Consider the following 17,430-nt stretch of genomic DNA (forward strand, 5'->3'; position numbering starts at 1 on the left):
CGGAATTATGGGGATAAACGAGGCCGGGGCCCGACCCACCCCTCACCGTGCGGTGAGCGAGTGGCCGAGCCCCGGCCTCGTCAATGAACGCGTCAGATCAGGCGTCAGCCTGCGGCGCGGGGGAGCGGTGGCGCTTCGAGTACGCCTCGCCCTCCAGCTCCGAACCAGACGGTGCGGACGCGGGCGACGCCGCCTCCAGGTTCGTGCCACGCAGCTTCGAGATCAGGCGCATGCCGTGGTAGATCAGCAGAGCGGCGGCCGTGCCCAGCGCGATGCCGCCGAAGGTCATGTCGCCGACAACCCACGTGAAGTTTGCGATCGCGACGATCAGGGCGACCGCGGCGGTGTTCAGGTTCACCGGGTTGGAGAAGTCGACGCGGTTCTGCACCCAGATGCGAACGCCCAGCATGCCGATCATGCCGTACAGGACCGTGCCCGCGCCGCCGAGGACGGCGTGAGGGATCGCCTCAATGAGGGCCCCGAACTTCGGCAGCATCGACAGGGCGAGCGCGACGCACGCCGCGACCACGTAGGCCGCCGTCGAGTAGACGCGGGTCGCCGCCATGACGCCGATGTTCTCGGCGTAGGTGGTCGTGCCCGAACCGCCGCCGCTGCCGGCCAGCATCGTGGAGACGCCGTCCGCCATGAGCGCGCGGCCCGTCACGTCGTCCAGGTTCTCGCCCGTCATCGCGGACACGGACTTCACGTGGCCGACGTTCTCGGCGACCAGGACGAAGACGACCGGCAGGAACAGGCCGAGCGTCGACACAGAGAAGGCGGGGGTGTGGAACTGGGGGAAGCCGAACCAAGCGGCCTCGCCGACGCCAGAGAAGTCAACCTGACCCTGAAGAACCGCGGCCACGTAGCCGATCAGCACGCCGATGAGGATCGAGAGGCGGCCGAGGATGCCCTTGAAGAGGACGGTCACGAGGCAGATCGACACGATCGTCACGACCGCGGTGATCGGGCCTTCCTGGACCCACTTCCACGCGGCAGGTGCCAGGTTCAGGCCGATGAGCGCCACGATTGAGCCCGTCACCACGGGAGGCATGGCAGCGTCAATCCAGCGCACGCCCGCGAAGTGGACGATCAGGCCGACGAGGGCGAGCGTCGCGCCCACCGCAATGATGCCGCCGAGCGCGTAAGGAGCGCCCAGAGATGCTGTCACTGCCTGGATCGGCGCGATCAGTGCGAACGAGGAACCCAGGTACGAGGGCAGACGGCCCGCCGTAATCAGGAAGAACAGCAGGGTGCCGATCGCGGTGAAAAAAAGCGTTGTCGACGGGGGGAAACCTGTCAACAACGGAACAAGGAAGGTCGCGCCGCACATTGCGACCACGTGCTGGGCGCCAATGCCGATAGTGCGCGGCCACGAGAGTCGTTCATTCGGAAGGACGACGTCGCCGGGATTAATGGACGTGCCGTTACCGTGAAGCTTCCAACGGAACAGCGAGGTCTTCGTTTCGCTCATAAGCGTACAAATCCGATCAGTTGATGGGCGGGATGGCCGTACCGGTCGGAATAACAGGGTAGCGCGTCCGCCCCCGTCCCCGCAGGTTTCGCCACGCCTAAACCCCTCCAGTGGGCAAAGTGTGGTGCATGCCCCTCCCGTTATGGAATAGTGGAGCACATGAGTCAGCCGTCCTCGAACATCGCCCCCACCGTCTCGAGCGTGCCCTGGGCGACCCCGGATGCGACCTCGTCGATGGATGCGCCGGGCGACCGCTTCGGATACGCGCCGGGCCGCCTTCGCGTCCCCAGCGCCGACCTCTCGGGGCCCACGTTCCCCGGGACGCAGTACGTGGACGTTGCTGCGATCTTCGCCGACGGCGGCTACAACTCGCCCAAGCCGATTGGGAATCCCCTCGCGAAGGCTGCCCTGTGGGTCAGCGTCTTCGGAATTTTCTTCATTCCGGTGATCGTCTCGGTCGTCCTCGCGATTATCGCCCTCGTGCAGGCGCAAAACCTGCCCGGCCGCGTCGGTGCGCGCGAAGCCATCGCAGCGCTCGCTTTCAATGGCATCCTGATCGGCGGCGCCGTGATCTTCTATCTGATTGGCCTCTCTGGGCTCTTCTAAGGGTTTCGTGCCGCGCTGTGACCTGCTCCATTGGCCAGGATTGGCGCTGAGAGCCTTTTGTCGCTTATGATTGTTCGGCACGATGTGCACGGAGGATTCGCCTAGTGGCCTATGGCGCACGCTTGGAAAGCGTGTTGGGTGCAAGCCCTCGGGGGTTCGAATCCCCCATCCTCCGCCACCGGACCCCGGGACCTGTTGAGGTTCCGGGGTTTTTGTTGCCTCTGGCGTCGCTTGTGTTGCTTGTGGTGCCGCTGGTGTTCCGGGCGCCGTCGGGCCCAGCCACTGTGTGTGCCGCTGGGCGGCGGCCCGCCCGCGAGCCGTCCGCGCCGCGAGCTTCGCTCGGCGCGTCGTCTCGAAGCCCGGCCAGGCCCCGCCACCGCCCACGGGCACCGCAGCCAGGCCCTCCGGCCCCTCCGGCGCCCTCCACACCAGTGGGGCCTTGTCGACTGGTGGTACCCGGCGCGTCGTCTCGATGCCCGGCCAGGCCTCGCGTCCCTCATCGCTGGGTCCACCACCAATTTCGCATGCAATTCCGTCGCGACTCTTTCAAACCATGAAGTCACAGCGTTGGAATTGCAAGGTTTTCGCGCTGTGTTGATTCTTCGTCCAGTCGAATTGCCTGCGGAATTAGTAGAGCCGATCCCCACCACCACCCACACCCCCTCGCAAAGGTGCCACCGGTTTCACCAAGGTGCGCAAAGTCCGGGCACTAGCACTTCCTATTTCACAATAAGACGCGTCGAGTGATCTGAATGAAAGAAATACCGCCCCGGCACTGCACGAGAACGTACTCTCACAGGCCGCATGAAAGAAAAATCGCCCCTGCTCATCAAAGATCGGCAGAAATAGGAGATTTTGAGCGTGCTGGGGCGATGAAAGTTTCATAACACCCCATGTCTCATGAAGCGGGGGCGGTTTTTCTTTCAGCCCTCCATCCGCATCCACGCCCCCCGCGAAGGCTCGCCTGCGACGCACCATCTGGGCCACGACAACACACAACGTCCCTGCGTGTCGCCGCGTACGGATGGGCATGAAAAAAGCACTCCCGAAGGAGTGCTTGGCAGAAATGCAGAACCCCCACCGGTGGATCGCACCGAGGGGGGCCGCTGCGCGCCCGGAGGGACTCGAACCCCCAACCTTCTGAACCGTAATCAGATGCTCTATCCATTGAGCTACGGGCGCTTGCCGTTTGGCTGGGTATAAGCTTACACGCTCTTCGCCGGGATGCAAAATCAAGAGCTATGGCCTGAACCACATCGAAGAAAAGCATCCTGCAGTCGACCAAGATCGAGCAGCATATACAAAGATCCTCCGCGCACCCGGCAGCGCACCCTTATCCTTGCTGCATTCCTGCCCTGGGGAGGTTCGGATGATACCGTCACGCGGAGGACCGGCCCCCAGCATACACGTTTTCGCCCTGCGCGCGCAGCTGCGAATCGGCCACCATGGGACGCGGCGACGTCGTCAAGGTTTCACCCCCTCACTCAGCTGCGACAACCGCAACATGCCCACACCCCACGCATACCGCTCACACCACGATCGTTACACACGCTTAAGGACTGACCAGGCGCCACCAACCCACGGCGAGCAGACCTACCCTGAGACTATGAGCGACATCATCATTCCTGGCATCGGCTCACTGGAGCCGGCACCCGCACTGGACCATCTCGATCTGCTCGCCCCACCCGTCGCCGCTGCACTGACCGCGCTGGCCGAGCGCGGGGTGGCCACGGCCTCGTCGGCACTGGTTGTCGCGATCGACCCGGAGCTCGCGGACACGGAGGTCATGACGCGCGAGTTCGGCATGGACCTGGCGCTGTCGTCGAACTGCATCCTGGTGGCCGGCAAGCGCGCCGGCGAGGAGCGGATCGCGGCGTGCGTCGTGCGCGCGACGACGAACGCGGACGTCAACCACGTCGTGAAGAAGCGCCTCGACGTGCGCAAGGCGAGTTTCTGGCCGCAGGAACGCGCGGTCGAGGCCTCGGGCATGGAGTACGGCGGCATCACGCCGGTGGGCGTACCCGGCTCATGGCGGCTCCTGATCGACTCGGCGTGCGCGGTCGGATGGAGCTGCATCGGCTCGGGCCTGCGCCGCTCGAAGCTCTTTGTGACGGGCGAGGTCCTGGCTGCGCTCCCGGGTGCAGAGATCGTCGAAGGCCTCGGAGTCTAAGGGGGACGAGGCCTGGGCTCAGCAGCTCGGGACCACCCGATTGCCGACCGATGCGCACAGCATCACAAGTGCCGCCGGTGTGGAGGGCGCCGGAGGGCCCGGCTGCGGTGCCCGTGGGCGGTGGCGGTGCCTGGCCGGGCTAGTCCAAGCAACACAAGTGCCGCCGGTGTGGAGGGCTCCGGAGGGACCTGCCGCGGTGCCGGTGGGCGGCGGCGGGGCCTGGCCGGGCTTCGAGACGACGCGCCGAGCGAAGCTCGCAGCGCGGACGGCTCGCGGGCGGGCCGCCGCCCACGGGCACACACAGCAGCCCGGCCCCACAGCCAAGCCCTCCGGCGCCCGGAACACCCGTGGGGCCACACAGCCACACGGCACGCCAGCTAGGCATAACAAAACCGCCCGGCCCCAATGGGGCCGGGCGGCAGTGGCGGTAGCGCTGGGATTTGAACCCAGGGTGGCTGTGACACCACACAGCATTTCGAGTGCTGCACCTTCGGCCGCTCGGACACGCTACCTTACCCGGATACTCTACTACACCCTCCCCCTGCGCGCGCAAATCGACCGGGCGTGCTGGGAGGAGGGCCACACAGCAGCCTGGGAGCAGGGCCACAACCCCGAAAGTTCACACGGAACAAGCAAAACAAGCGCAACCTCGGCATTTAGAACGGTTGAATACGAGATTAAGTAACCGCATACCATTCACGCTCACTCATAAATGCACTACTCTTGCAGGGTATCTATTCAAGGCAGCGAAAGGATTTTTCGTGTCTGCGCCAAACGCGACGAAGCAAACGTCGCTCAAAGAACTGACCCTCCGCGGCATCATCCTCGGCGGCATTATTACGCTGCTGTTCACGGCCGCGAACGTCTACCTGGGTCTGAAGGTCGGCTTGACGTTTGCGACGTCGATCCCGGCAGCCGTCATCTCGATGGCGGTTCTGCGCTTCTGGGGCGACCACACGGTCCAGGAGAACAACATCGTCCAGACCATCGCTTCGGCGGCCGGCACGCTGTCGGCGGTCATCTTCGTTCTCCCCGGCCTCGTGATTGTCGGCTGGTGGAGCGGTTTCCCCTACTGGGAGACCATGTTTGTGTGTGCGGTCGGCGGTGCGCTGGGCGTCATGTACTCGATCCCCCTGCGCCGTGCGCTCGTGACCGGCTCGGACCTGCCCTACCCGGAGGGCGTGGCAGGCGCTGAGATTCTGAAGGTCGGCGACGCCCAGGATGCGGGCGAGGACAACAAGCGTGGCCTCCTGGCCATCACGTGGGGCGCCCTCGCCTCGGCCACGATGGCGCTTCTGGGCTACATGAAGGTCGTGGCCTCCGAGGTTGGTACGGCCTTCAAGATTGGCTCGACGGGCACGATGATTTCCACCTCCCTGTCCCTCGCTCTGATCGGCGTGGGCCACCTGGTCGGTATGACGGTCGGCATCGCGATGCTGATCGGCATGGTCACCTCCTACGGTGTCCTGCTGCCCCTGTACGCGAATGGCCAGCTGGATGGCGCTGAGGACCTGACCTCGGCCCTGTCCACGGTCTTCAAGTCGGACGTGCGCTTCATCGGTGCGGGCGTCATGGCGGTCGCCGCCATCTGGACGCTCATCAAGATCATGGGCCCGATCGCCCGCGGTATGTCCGAGTCGCTGCGCGCCTCGCGCGGCACCAAGGAGGACGGCGCGCAGGTCGACCGCACCGAGCAGGACATCCCCGGCAAGTGGGTTATCGTCTCCATCTTTGTGGCCATGGTTCCGATCGCCGGTCTGCTGTGGTGGTTCATGCGCGGCACGCAGATCGAGCACAACACGGCTGTTCTGATCGCCATTTCGGTTCTTTTCATTCTGCTCGCCGGCCTGCTGGTCGCGGCGGTCTGTGGTTACATGGCCGGCCTGATCGGCTCGTCGAACTCGCCGGTCTCCGGCGTCGGCCTGCTGGTTGTCGTCATCACGGCGGTTGTCATCCTGGCGGTGCACGGCCGCGGCTCGACCACGGAAGAGAACACGGCGCTCATCGCCTACACGCTGTTCACCTCGGCCATCGTCTTCTGCATTGCGACGATCGCGAACGATAACCTGCAGGACCTCAAGACGGGCCAGCTGGTGGGCGCGACCCCGTGGAAGCAGCAGGTTGCCCTGGTCATCGGCGTCGTCTTCGGCGCGCTGATCATTCCCCCGGTCCTGGAGCTCATGCAGAACTCCTTCGGTTTCCAGGGCGCTCCCGACGCTGGACCGGACGCGCTGGCGGCCCCGCAGGCCTCGCTGATTTCCTCGCTCGCCAAGGGCGTGCTTGGCGGCGGCATCGACTGGAAGCTCCTGGGCATCGGCGCGGCGATCGGTGTCGTCGTCATCATCATCGACGAGGTCCTGCGCCCCACCTCGAAGGGCAAGCTTGCCCTGCCCCCTCTGGCGGTCGGCATGGGTATCTACCTGCCCGCTTCCCTGACGGTCCTGATCCCGATCGGTGCCCTCATTGGCTTCCTGTACAACAGGTGGGCTGATAAGCAGGTGGATGTGGAGCGCGCGAAGCGTTTCGGCACGCTGGCTGCGACCGGCCTGATCGTCGGCGAGTCCCTGTTCGGCGTCGTCTACGCGGGCATCGCGGGCGCGACGGGCTCGGAGTCGCCGCTGGCGCTGCCGTTCATCGGCGACGGCTTCACACCGATCGCGAACGTTCTGGGCCTGGTGTTCTTCGCGGTTGCGACGTGGCTGCTCTACAGCTTCGCCCGTAAGATCACGCGCGACTCGGATCGCGAGTCCGCCGCGAAGTAAGCACGCAGCATGTGCGAGGGGATTCACCCCTGCAGCACGCATCAGCCCCGGCCTCGTTCCTACTCTCAGGGACGAGGCCGGGGCTCGTTATACCCAAACAGCACCTCCCAGCAACGAGGCATTTTTGTCCATCCACATGACCATAAATCCCAGAATGTGGTCGCCATCCCACTTGTCACCCGTAGATATTTCGCATGTCAAGGCACATTTACCTGTATTTCAAAAAATAATGCCATTTCATGACTAAACATTAAATGCTACTTTTATTACATGGAACACATCCCGGAACCAGACGTTGCATGGCTACGGGACCCCGGGGCGTCGGTGAACCGCCTGACGGTGCACTCGACGTGGAGGTCGCGCAGGCCGCTTCAAATGCTGTCCAGCACCTGGCAGGTCACGGGTGTATCAGGCACTGCTGCCGAGCTGATCAAACGCACCCCCCTTCAGCGTGACTTCGAGGCGACGTCGGTGCCCGGCGTGCTGGAGATGGACGGCGCATGGGTGCGCCGCGAGGAGGAGGCCCGCAGAGCCGCAGAGGCCCAGGGAGAACCCGCCCCGGATCAGGTTCGCGCCTCAATCCTGCGTCGCGAGTTCATCCTCGACGCGCCCCTGAAGGACGCGAGCGAGCGCGGGTGGACGATGACGCTGACGTTCGGCGGCTTCACCGGCCCCCTCTACGTGTGGCTGGACGGCATTTTCGTCGGTTTTTGCGCGGACGGTTTCATTCCGGCAGCCTTCGACGTGACGGATGCGCTGCAACCGATGCACACGCACGAGATCAGCGTTCTGCTCATGGATTCGCCGGCATGCTGCCACGGCCTGTTCCGCGAGGTCTCCCTCGAGGCTCGCCCGCCTGCGCACGTCATCGATGTGATCCCACAGGCCTCGCACAACGGCACGAGCGGGTCCCTGCGCCTGCGCGTCGAGTGCTCCGAGGCCTCGAACACCTCAACGATCCGCGCCGCACTGCTGGGCGAGGCCCAGCAGGAGGAGATCTGGTCCGCGAGCGCCCCCGCCGGCGAGGACCTCGAGGCAAGCGGCGTGGACGTGCTCCCGTGGAGCGCTGAGGAGCCGGTGCTGTACACGCTCGTCGTGACGCTGAGCGACGAGGAGGCGGGCACGCAGGACACGATCGCCCTGCAGGTGGGCTTCCACGATCTGACGGCGACCCCCGAGGGCTTGCGCCTGGGCGGCCGCCCGCTGACGCTACGTGGCGTGCGCCGCAACGAGTGCGATGGTCGCACTGGTCTCGCGGTGGGTCTTCAGGACATGCTCGATGACATCGTGTGGTGCAAGCGCCACGGCGTGAACGCGGTTGCGATCGAGCTGGGGCCCGCGCACGCGCGCTTCTACGAATTGGCTGACCTGTACGGTCTGTACATCATTGGCCGGGCATCGACGATGTACGAGCCGGGTCCTGCTCGCGACGAGGCGATCGAGGCGATGATCCGCCGGGATCGCGCCCACCCGAGCGTCATTGCGTGGAACGTGGGCGAGGCGGACGAGGAGATCCGTGCCGCCCGCGCGCTGGATCCGACGCGCCCGGAATACGCGGACACGGACTTCCCGCTGCTGAGCGAGGTGCGTGCCGAGGAACTGCACTACGCGCCGGTGACGGTGGCGCCCTCGTATTCGGGGGTGACGGTTCGCAATCACATGACCTTCACGCCGACATCCGACCTGGAGTTCCTGTGCCGCGTCGTCGAAGACGGCCGCGTCACGTGGGAGAACCCGGCGTTCCTAGACGTCTCACCCGGGGAGACGGGGTTTCTCCCGGTGGCGTGGCCGGCCTCGGGCATGCGCGAGGTGTCGGTGCGCCTGTCGTACGGGACGGGCTGGGCGCCGGCTGGGTTTGAGATCGGTCGCGGGGTTATGCCCGCGCCGTAAAACATCGGACGAGGCCGGAGGCAGTGCGCACGAGAGGGTGCGCACGCGAAGGGGGACGGAGCGATTGCGCTCCGTCCCCCTTCGCGGCTTTACGGCACAGATCAGCGGAAGGCTGCCCGCCTGCTGGGGATCGTCGGCATGCCGAGCATGACCGAGCCGGACCCGCCGCACGACGCGGGCTCTTCGACGTCGACGAGCTGCAGGATCTCGCTGTCGCGAGCCTCCGGCGACTGCAGGGCGGTGGCCAGCATGAGCTTGATGCGGTTGAGCTGGTTGACCTCGGAGGCACCGGGATCGTAGTCGACGGCCACGATGTTGGCCTCGGGGTAGCGGGTGCGCAGCGCGCGGAACATGCCCTTGCCGACGACGTGGTTGGGCAGGCACGCGAAGGGCTGGGCGCAGATGATGTTCGGGCAGCCGTGTTCGATCATGTCGACCATTTCGGCGGTCAGGTACCAGCCTTCGCCGGCCTGGTTGCCCAGGCGCGCGATGTCCTGGGAGCGAGAGATCATCTCTTCGATCGGCCGGTGCGGCTCAAACTTGCCGTTCGTGGCGGCAAACGCGCGGTGCACGGGCTTCTCGTACTTCTTGAGCGCCCACAAAACGATCGGCATGATGTAGCGCTGCTTGCCCTCGATGCCCAGGTTCTCCTTGTCCCACGCGGCGGTGGCCACGGAGTTGTGGAAGAACTGCATGAGGCCGGGTAGTTCGGCCTCGCACCCCTCGGCCTCGATGACGTCGACGGCGTGGTTGTTGGCGTCGGGGTGGAACTTCACGAGGATCTCGCCGACCAGACCGACGCGCGGCTTACGCGGGATGTCGCGCAGGGGCAGGGCGTCGAAGGCGCGCACGCACTCGCGGATGATCTTCCCGTAGGAGACGCGTCCTCCCAGGGCCGCCACGCGTCCCGAGGTGATCCACTCCTGGACGTAGCCGTCCCACGTGCGGTACAGCTCCATTGCGGAGCCGGGGGTGGCCTCGTAGGGGCGCACGCGCAGGAGCATCGACTGGATGGCGTCGCCGATGACGAAGGCCTGGATGGCCTTGTGGATATGCGGGATGCCGAGGTGGAAGCCGGGGTTATCCTCGATGCCTTGGACGGACAGGGCGATGACGGGGACCTGCGGGTATCCGGCATCGCGCAGGCCCTTGCGCAGCAGGGCGGCGTAGTTGCTGGCGCGGCACATGCCGCCCGTCTGGGTGATGCCCACGGCCGTGCGATCGGGGTCGGCGCGCCCGGAGATGAACTCGTCAAGGAGCTGGCCGATGACGACGATCGCCGGGTAGCACGAGTCGTTGTTGACGTACTTGAGGCCGACCTCCATGGAGGTGCGGCTCGTGTGCTCGAGCACGCGCACCTTCAGGCCCGCGGTTGCGAACAGCGGGGTGAGGAAGCGGAAGTGGATCGGGGACATCTGGGGGGCCAGGATCTCGTATCCGGCCTCGCGCATCTCCTCGGTGAAGGCTGTGCGCGGCTTGATGTGGCCGGCCTGCTCCTCGCGGGCGGCGTCGCCGGAGGGGTCGCGCAGGGTGGCGGTGTCGACGGACCCCGACACGAGTCCAACAGACGAGGCGGGGGCCAGTTCCGCGCCGTCCGTGCCGTCCCCGGCCCCGGCCTCGTCGATTGTCGAGGCGAGGGTGGCGCGCTCGGTGATCGCCGCGTCGAGGGAGCGCAGGCGGATCTTCGCGGCACCCAGGTTGGAGACCTCGTCGATCTTGAGGACCGTGTGCACGTCGCCGCGGCCTTCGAGGATCTCCTGAACCTGGTCGGCGGTGATCGCGTCGACGCCGCAGCCGAAGGAGTTGAGCTGGACCATCTCGAGGTCGGGCTCGTCGCCGACGCGGGCGGCGGCCTCGTAGAGGCGCGAGTGGTAGGACCACTGGTCGAGGACGCGCAGGGGGCGCTCGAGGCGCGCGTCGATGATGGAGTCCTCGGTGAGGACGGCCATTCCCAGGCCCACGATGACCTCGGGGATGCCGTGGTTGATCTCGGGGTCGAGGTGGTAGGGGCGGCCCGCGAGCACGATGCCACGCACGCCGTGTTCACGCATCCACTCGATGGTTTCGACGCCCTTCGCGCGGATTTCGGCCTTAACGGCGGCATCCTCCTCCCACGCCTTGTCCAACGCGGCCTTCATCTCATCGACGGGGATGTCGTAGCCGTACTGCTTGAAGGTCTTGGACAGGTGGGCGGGCAGGTATTCTCGGTTACCGAAGTTGACGAAGGGGCTGATGAACTTCGTGCCCGGTTCGAGCAGGCGCTCCATGTTGTTGCGGATGACCTCGGGGTAGGTCGCCACAATGGGGCAGTTGTATGAGTTCTCGGACTCGGTGAGCTTCTGCTCGAAGTCGACGCAGGGGTAGAAGATCGTCGTGATGCCCTTGTCCAGCAGGGACTCGATGTGCCCGTGGACGAGTTTGGCCGGGTAACACACGTTCTCCGAGGGGATGGACTCCATGCCGGTCTCGAAGAGGTCGTGGTTGGAGCGGCCCGAGATCATGACGCGGAAACCGAGCTCGGTGAGCATCGTGAACCAGAAGGGGTAGTTCTCGTACATGCCAAGCACGCGCGGGATGCCGATGTCGCCCCGGAACGCCTTTTTCTCGGTGAGGCGGCGGTAGCCGAAGATCCGCTTGTACTTCCAGTCGTAGAGGTTGGGCAGGTCCGACTTCTTGGGCACGCGCTCCAGGGACGCGCCGCGCTCGCAGCGGTTGCCCGACACGTGGCGCTCGCCGTTGGAGAACGTCGAGATCGTCATCTGGCAGTGGTTTTGGCACAGGCGGCAGGTCTTGCGCGTCGTATCCACGCTGAAGCCCTCGAGGGCCTCGATCGTCGCCAGGGACGAGGTCCCCTCCCCCGTGTCGTGCATGCGCGCGGTCAGGGCCGCGCCGTACGCACCCATGAGGCCGGCGATGTCGGGCCGCACGACCTCGCGGCCGGTGAGCAGCTCGAAGGCGCGCAGCACCGAGTCGTTGAGGAAGGTGCCGCCCTGGACGACGACGCGCTCACCCAGGTCCGAGGGCTCCTTGAGCTTGATGACCTTGTAGAGGGCGTTGCGCACGACGGAGTATGACAGGCCGGCGCTGATGTCGCGCACATCGGCGCCTTCCTTCTGCGCCTGCTTGACGGAGGAGTTCATGAACACCGTGCAGCGGGTGCCCAGGTCCACGGGGGATTCGGATTCCATGGCCATGCGCGCGAAGGAGCGCACGTCGGTGCCCATCGTCTGCGCGAAGGTCTGCAGGAAGGAGCCGCAGCCCGAGGAGCAGGCCTCGTTGACGGAGATGGAGTCCACCGCGTGGTCGCGGATGCGCAAGTACTTCATGTCCTGGCCGCCGATGTCGATAACGGAGGTGACGCCGGGGCAGATGAACTCGGCGGCGCGGTAGTGCGCCATCGTCTCGATCTCGCCTTCGTCCATGGTGAGGGCGGACTTGACGAGGCCCTCGCCGTAGCCGGTCGCGCACGAGCGGCCGATCTCGCATCCCTGCGGCAGAGCCGAGCGGACCGCGCGCACGATGTCGACGGCCGCGGCCACGGGGTCGCCCTCGTTGGAGGCGTAGTGGGTGAAGACGATGCGGTCCTGGGAGTCGATGACGACGGCCTTGATCGTCGTGGAGCCCGCGTCGATGCCGAGCCAGCAGCGGCCCTCGGCCTCGTCGAGGCTGGCCTTGGGGATGACGTCGAGGCTGTGTCGGGCCATGAACTCCTCGCGGTCCTCGGGGGTGGCGAAGAGGGGGGCCATGCGCGGGGACTCGACCTGCACGGGGGCGGCGGCGAGGCGCTCCATGAGGGTGGTGAGCTTGTCGCCGCGGGCGTCGACTGGGGTGGCGCCCGATTCCTCGGCCTGGCGGGCTTTCTTGGCGGCCTCCTTCTCGGCGAGGAGGGCCGCGCCGATCGCGACGTACAGCTGGGCGTCGTCGGGGGTGACGAAGGAGTCGGCCTTGGGCAGGAGGGCCTTGTAGGCCTCGCGCAGGGCGGGCAGGAAGTGCAGGGGGCCGCCGAGGAACATGACGGTTCCACGGATCGGGCGCCCGCACGCCAGGCCGGCGATGGTCTGGGTGGCGACGGCGTTGAAGATGGAGGCGGCCAGGTCCTCGTGGGCGGCGCCCTGGTTGATGAGGGGCTGGATGTCGGACTTGGCGAAGACGCCACAGCGCGACGCGATCGGGTAGAGCTGCGTGTGGCGGGTCGCCATCTCTCCCAAGCCCGCGGCGTCCGTGTGCAGCAGGGTCGCCATCTGGTCGATGAACGCGCCGGTGCCGCCCGCGCAGGTGCCGTTCATGCGCTGCTCGGGGGTGGGGTGCAGGTAGGTGAGCTTGGCGTCCTCGCCGCCCAGCTCGATGACGACGTCAACCTCGGGGTGGAGGCGCTGGGTGGCCTCGGTGCCGGCGATGACCTCCTGGACGAAGGGGATACCCATGGCGCGGGCGGTCGTCAGGCCGCCGGAGCCGGTGATGGCCGCGTGGACGCGGGCGCCGGGCAGGGCGCGCTCGACGTCGGCGAGGAGGGCTCCCAGGGATGCGCGCACGTCGGCGTTGTGCCGGCGGTAGTCGGAGAAAAGGCGGCGATTCCCGTCCAAAACGACGGCCTTAACCGTCGTCGAGCCGACGTCGATGCCGAGCTGATAGGGGCGCGTTGCCTCGTGGTGACCCTGTGTTGTCATGAGGTACCTCCTGGGTTCTCACCACAACTTAGGAAACCCCTCACGCAGAGTCAAAGCTGTCCACCGACTGCTGGTACGCGGCGATTAAAACCGCAGAATAACCGCGAAAATAGGACGCGTTTTGCGTTTTGGAGGTGCGGATCCCACTCATGCGAAAACCAAGAATTACAACATATGAAGCGTGACAAAATTCGCGCCCTAGGAGGCAGTGAGCGATCAGGAGGCGGCCGCGACGCGGATCGCTCGGACCTGGGTGGCCTTGACGCTCGCCCACAGGCTCTCACCGACGCCGATGCCCAGGTCGGACCAGGCGGCGGCAGTCACTCGGGCGGTCACCGACACGCCCTGCGCGAGCGCGACGCGCACGCTCACGAGGGAGCCATCGACGTCGATACCAGCGACGACGCCGCGCAGGACGGAGCGCGGCGAGGCGTGAGCCTCCTCGCGGGACAGGGCCACGGCCTCGGGCGGGAAAGTCAGGGCGACGCGCGCAGACTCCTCGCCAGGGCCAACGCTGTCGGAAGCCGCCCACAGCGCCCCGTCGCCGACGCGCACGCCGACCATGCCTGGGCGCGCCACAGGAGGCCCACTCACAATGTTGAGCCCGGCCAAGCGGGCCGCGAACACCGATGCAGGCGAGGCGAGCACGCGGGCGGGTTCGCCCTCCTCGACGATGCGCCCCTCCCCCATGACGATCATGTGGGAGGCGAGGGAGAGGACCTCGGCGATGTCGTGGGAGACCAGCAGGGTTGTGATACCGGCGCCCGCCAGGCGCTCGCGCAGGACGGCGGAGACCTGGGCGGTGGCCTCGACGTCGAGGGCGGCCGTGGGCTCGTCAAGGATGAGGACTTCGGGGCGGAAGACGAGGGCGCGTGCGATCGCGACGCGGGCCGCCTGGCCGCCCGACAGGTCGGAGGCGCGCTTGTGGGCGAGGTCCGCGATCCCCACGGCTCGCAGCTGTTCGAGGGCGGCCGCCCGGGCCTCGGCGCGCCCCACCCCGCGCACGCGCAGCGGGAAGGCGACGTTGGCAGCCACGCTCATGTGGGTGAAGATGCGGGGCGCCTGGGAGACCATGGCAACGCCGCGTCGGCGCGCGGGCACGAACGTGGCGGCATCATCGACGACACGCTCGCCGATGCTCGCACTGCCGCTGTCGAGGCGCAGCGTTCCTGCGATCACCTGGGCGAGGGTGGACTTTCCGGCGCCGTTATGGCCGACGACGGCGGTGACGAGGCCGGGGCGAAGCGCCGCGTCCACGTCCCAGCCGCGCGCCGCCACGGTTCCGGCGACACGCACGGCCACGCCCTCCCCCGCTTCTCCCGCGAGCGCGGAGGGGGCCTCGGGGAAGCGAGCGGACGAATCAGCGGAAGCGGAGACCAGCCCGGACCTCGTCGATCGAAGGAGAGAGGCGAGCCGTCCCCACGGGGTTTCCGTGAGCGCAACGACAGCGGCTGCGACGCCGAGGAGGACGATGCCGAGCGCAAGGGCCAGGTCCGCGTCGGACTCTCGGGCCAGGTAGATCTGGAGGGGCATCGTGCGGGTGACGCCCTGCATGGATCCCGCGAAGGTGAGGGTCGCGCCGAACTCGCCGAGGCATCGGGCCAGCGCGAGGGCGGCGCCGCGCCCGAGGCCGGGCAGGACGGTCGGCAGGGTGATCTGCCAGAACACGCGCGTGGGCGAGGCCCCCAGGGAGGAGGCCATCTCGTCGAGCCCCTGCTCGCGGGCGCGCAGCGCGGATTCGAGGGTGACGATGAGGAAGGGCAGGGAGACGAAGACCTGCGCGATGACGACGGCGGTTGTCGTGAAGGCGATGTCGAGGCCGGCGCCGCTCAGGAGCGCCCCGAGGGTCGAGCGCCTGCCGAAGGCCGCGAGCAGAGCGATGCCGGCGACGACGGGAGGCAGCGAGAGCGGCAGGGCGACGAGGATGCGGGCGGCGCGCACGCCCCGCCACGAGCGGGACAGAAGGAGGGCGGCGGGGACGCCGAGGAGGAGGTCGACGCCGAGGGCCATCAGACACGTGCGCAGCGACAGGCCGAGGGCGTCGCGAGCCTCCGGGGTCGCGAGGGTCGCGCCGAGGGTGGCCCAGTTGACGCGCCCCAGCATGAAGGCCAGGGGCAGGACCAGGAAGCACAGGGCGAGCGCGCCGAGGCCCCCCGCCCAGACGGGCAGGGGACTGACGGCGGGCGTCCTGCGTGACTTCACGCGTCGATGTTACTTCGCGGCGGGCGTGAAGCCAGCGCTTTCGAGGACCTTCTGACCGTCGGCGGAGAGGACCAGGTCGATCCACTTCTGGCCCAGATCCTTCTTGGTCGAGGCGCTCACGAGGGCGATCGGGTACTTGTTGACGGCCTCGTCGGCACCCTGGATGGCGACGGTATCGACGGCGTCGCCCTCGGCCAGGGCGTCGGTCTTGTAGACGATGCCGGCGTCGGCCTGGCCGGAGGAGACCTTGCCGCGCACGTCGGTAACCGCCTGCTCCTCGGAGACTGGGTTCAGGGTCACGCCGAGCTTTTCAGTGAGGGTCTTGGTGAGTTTGCCGCAGGGGACCTCGGGTGCGCAGACGACCAGCTTGACGCCGTCGAGCGAGGAGTCGAGGCCGGTCACTCCCGCCGGGTTGCCGGGCGTCGTGATGAGGGTGAGGGTGTTGGTGACGAAGATGGTCTGCGCGTCGACCTGGGAGGCGTCGGCAGCCTTCTTCATGGTGGATTCGTTGGCGGTGGCCAAGACATCGACGTCGGCGCCCTCGCCGAGCTGGGTCACGAGGTCCTGGGAGCCGGCGAAGTTGAAGCGCACGTCCACTCCGGGGTTAGCTTCCTCGAAGATCTCTTCAAGCTCACCGAAGGTCTCGGTGAGGGAGGCGGCGGCGTAGACGTTGAGGACGGTGGTCTCGGCGGGCTGCGTCGCCTCGGCCGAGGCCGTGGACTCGGCGGGGGTGGAGCCACCCGCGCAGGCTGCGAGTGCCAGGGCGGCGGCGCCGATGGCGGGGAGGATGCGAAGGTAACGCATGCGAATCTCCTTTTGAGAGGGAAGAGAACGCATTAAATCTAACAACCCGAGATGCGGACGCGCAACGATTCGCTCACGCTCATCCAAATCGTTACTTTTGCGTTTAATTTCGGGGAAATATGCACACGCATTTAACTTGCCTAGACCCATCATAAAACGGGTTATTCTGCTGCGTGCACGTTGTCACAACCGCCTCTCGACATGCACAGACGCCCGCAGCCTTCTTTTCCCTCGGCCCACGCACACACAAAATCGCCTCGCGACCACGCTCAACTCCCAGGCCCACCCCCACAGCAGGAAGGGACTAGGATCACACTTATACACATTCGCCACCGGAGGACACCATGCCCAAGCCTGTCGACTACGACCTCAGCCAGATCAGCGCCCACGTCATCACCTATTCGGACCGCATCCAGCGCGGCACGAAGGGGGATCGGGCAACCCCCGCCTGTACGACAGCGCTGGCCGAGGCCGGCCTCGGCCCCGTGACGGTCGCGGCGATCCCCGAGAGCGCCGACATCCTCGAGACGGAGATCCGCGACGCGCTCGAGGCCGGCGCCCGCTTCATCCTGGTCCTGGGCGGCTCGGGTTTCGGCGTGGGCAACTACGCGCCCGAGGTCGTCCGCTCGATCGTCGAGGTCGAGATCCCCGGCATCGCCGAGCAGATCCGCGCCCACGGCCTCGCCAATACCCCCCTGTCGGGTCTGTCCCGCGAGGTCGTCGGCGTGACGGCGCGCGACTCCTCGGGCGCGCTCATCATCTCCTCTCCCGGCTCGCGCGGCGGTGCGCTCGACACCCTCGAGGTGGTCACACCCCTGCTCCCCGCGATCTTCCACCAGTTGGACGAGGAACACTAAG

Annotated in this window: 9 protein-coding genes, 3 tRNA genes and 1 other RNA gene; 6 read left to right on the forward strand and 7 right to left on the reverse strand. The window is 66.8% G+C overall.

All coding sequences use genetic code 11. The features are described from left to right. Window positions 1–97: 97 nt before the first annotated feature. Window positions 98–1,471: a uracil-xanthine permease family protein gene (locus JJJ16_RS09745; protein WP_219752606.1), complete on the reverse strand. Its 1,374-nt coding sequence runs from the start codon at window positions 1,469–1,471 to the stop codon at window positions 98–100. Between the two features lie 159 nt (window positions 1,472–1,630). Between JJJ16_RS09745 and JJJ16_RS09750 the strand changes: the two genes are divergently transcribed. After that, window positions 1,631–2,077: a hypothetical protein gene (locus JJJ16_RS09750; protein ID WP_219752608.1), complete on the forward strand. Its 447-nt coding sequence runs from the start codon at window positions 1,631–1,633 to the stop codon at window positions 2,075–2,077. A gap of 90 nt (window positions 2,078–2,167) precedes the next feature. Next, a tRNA-Ser gene (locus JJJ16_RS09755) sits at window positions 2,168–2,255 on the forward strand. Window positions 2,256–3,186: 931 nt separating this feature from the next. Here the strand turns inward: JJJ16_RS09755 and JJJ16_RS09760 are convergent. After that, window positions 3,187–3,259: transfer RNA gene (locus JJJ16_RS09760), tRNA-Arg, on the reverse strand. Between the two features lie 117 nt (window positions 3,260–3,376). After that, window positions 3,377–3,472: signal recognition particle sRNA small type (gene ffs / locus JJJ16_RS09765), an RNA gene on the reverse strand. A gap of 211 nt (window positions 3,473–3,683) precedes the next feature. Here ffs and JJJ16_RS09770 point away from each other — a divergent pair. Continuing rightward, on the forward strand, window positions 3,684–4,247 hold the full coding sequence (locus JJJ16_RS09770; protein WP_034463350.1) for a YbaK/EbsC family protein: 564 nt from the start codon (window positions 3,684–3,686) through the stop codon (window positions 4,245–4,247). A gap of 422 nt (window positions 4,248–4,669) precedes the next feature. Here the strand turns inward: JJJ16_RS09770 and JJJ16_RS09775 are convergent. After that, window positions 4,670–4,759, reverse strand: a tRNA-Ser gene (locus JJJ16_RS09775). 249 nt (window positions 4,760–5,008) lie between these two features. Here JJJ16_RS09775 and JJJ16_RS09780 point away from each other — a divergent pair. Both JJJ16_RS09780 and JJJ16_RS09785 read left to right on the forward strand, forming a co-directional pair. After that, window positions 5,009–7,009, forward strand: coding sequence for an OPT family oligopeptide transporter (locus tag JJJ16_RS09780; RefSeq protein WP_219752610.1), 2,001 nt, complete (start codon window positions 5,009–5,011; stop codon window positions 7,007–7,009). 270 nt (window positions 7,010–7,279) lie between these two features. Continuing rightward, a complete protein-coding gene (locus JJJ16_RS09785; RefSeq protein WP_219752612.1) occupies window positions 7,280–8,899 on the forward strand; it encodes a glycoside hydrolase family 2 TIM barrel-domain containing protein in 1,620 nt (539 codons plus the stop codon). Window positions 8,900–9,000: 101 nt separating this feature from the next. Here the strand turns inward: JJJ16_RS09785 and JJJ16_RS09790 are convergent, their stop codons facing one another. The 3 genes from JJJ16_RS09790 to modA all read right to left on the reverse strand — a co-directional run bounded on the left by JJJ16_RS09790 (window position 9,001) and on the right by modA (window position 16,572). Beyond that, window positions 9,001–13,566 carry an acyl-CoA dehydratase activase-related protein gene (locus tag JJJ16_RS09790; protein ID WP_219752614.1) on the reverse strand — a complete coding sequence of 1,522 codons (4,566 nt, stop codon included), beginning with the start codon at window positions 13,564–13,566 and terminating at the stop codon, window positions 9,001–9,003. Between the two features lie 216 nt (window positions 13,567–13,782). Continuing rightward, window positions 13,783–15,768: an ABC transporter permease gene (locus JJJ16_RS09795; RefSeq protein WP_219752616.1), complete on the reverse strand. Its 1,986-nt coding sequence runs from the start codon at window positions 15,766–15,768 to the stop codon at window positions 13,783–13,785. Window positions 15,769–15,777: 9 nt separating this feature from the next. Next, window positions 15,778–16,572 (reverse strand): molybdate ABC transporter substrate-binding protein, encoded by a 795-nt coding sequence (gene modA, locus JJJ16_RS09800; protein WP_219752618.1) that lies wholly within the window; start codon window positions 16,570–16,572, stop codon window positions 15,778–15,780. A gap of 344 nt (window positions 16,573–16,916) precedes the next feature. Here modA and JJJ16_RS09805 point away from each other — a divergent pair, with 344 nt between their 5' ends. Then, the gene (locus JJJ16_RS09805; RefSeq protein ID WP_219752620.1) at window positions 16,917–17,429 is read left to right on the forward strand and encodes a molybdopterin-binding protein; all 513 of its coding nucleotides are present in this window, start codon (window positions 16,917–16,919) and stop codon (window positions 17,427–17,429) included. The last annotated feature ends 1 nt before the right edge of the window (window position 17,430 follow it).

Source organism: Schaalia sp. ORNL0103 (assembly GCF_019429565.1).
In the GTDB taxonomy this organism is placed as follows: Bacteria; Actinomycetota; Actinomycetes; order Actinomycetales; family Actinomycetaceae; genus Pauljensenia.

Bases quoted from the DNA above. Each gene is read 5' to 3' on its own strand.
- JJJ16_RS09805 (WP_219752620.1), top strand. From the start codon at position 16,917: ATGCCCAAGCCTGTCGACTACGACCTCAGCCAGATCAGCGCCCACGTC.
- JJJ16_RS09785 (WP_219752612.1), top strand. From the start codon at position 7,280: ATGGAACACATCCCGGAACCAGACGTTGCATGGCTACGGGACCCCGGG.
- JJJ16_RS09745 (WP_219752606.1), bottom strand. From the start codon at position 1,471: ATGAGCGAAACGAAGACCTCGCTGTTCCGTTGGAAGCTTCACGGTAAC.
- JJJ16_RS09790 (WP_219752614.1), bottom strand. From the start codon at position 13,566: ATGACAACACAGGGTCACCACGAGGCAACGCGCCCCTATCAGCTCGGC.
- JJJ16_RS09770 (WP_034463350.1), top strand. From the start codon at position 3,684: ATGAGCGACATCATCATTCCTGGCATCGGCTCACTGGAGCCGGCACCC.
- modA (WP_219752618.1), bottom strand. From the start codon at position 16,572: ATGCGTTACCTTCGCATCCTCCCCGCCATCGGCGCCGCCGCCCTGGCA.
- JJJ16_RS09750 (WP_219752608.1), top strand. From the start codon at position 1,631: ATGAGTCAGCCGTCCTCGAACATCGCCCCCACCGTCTCGAGCGTGCCC.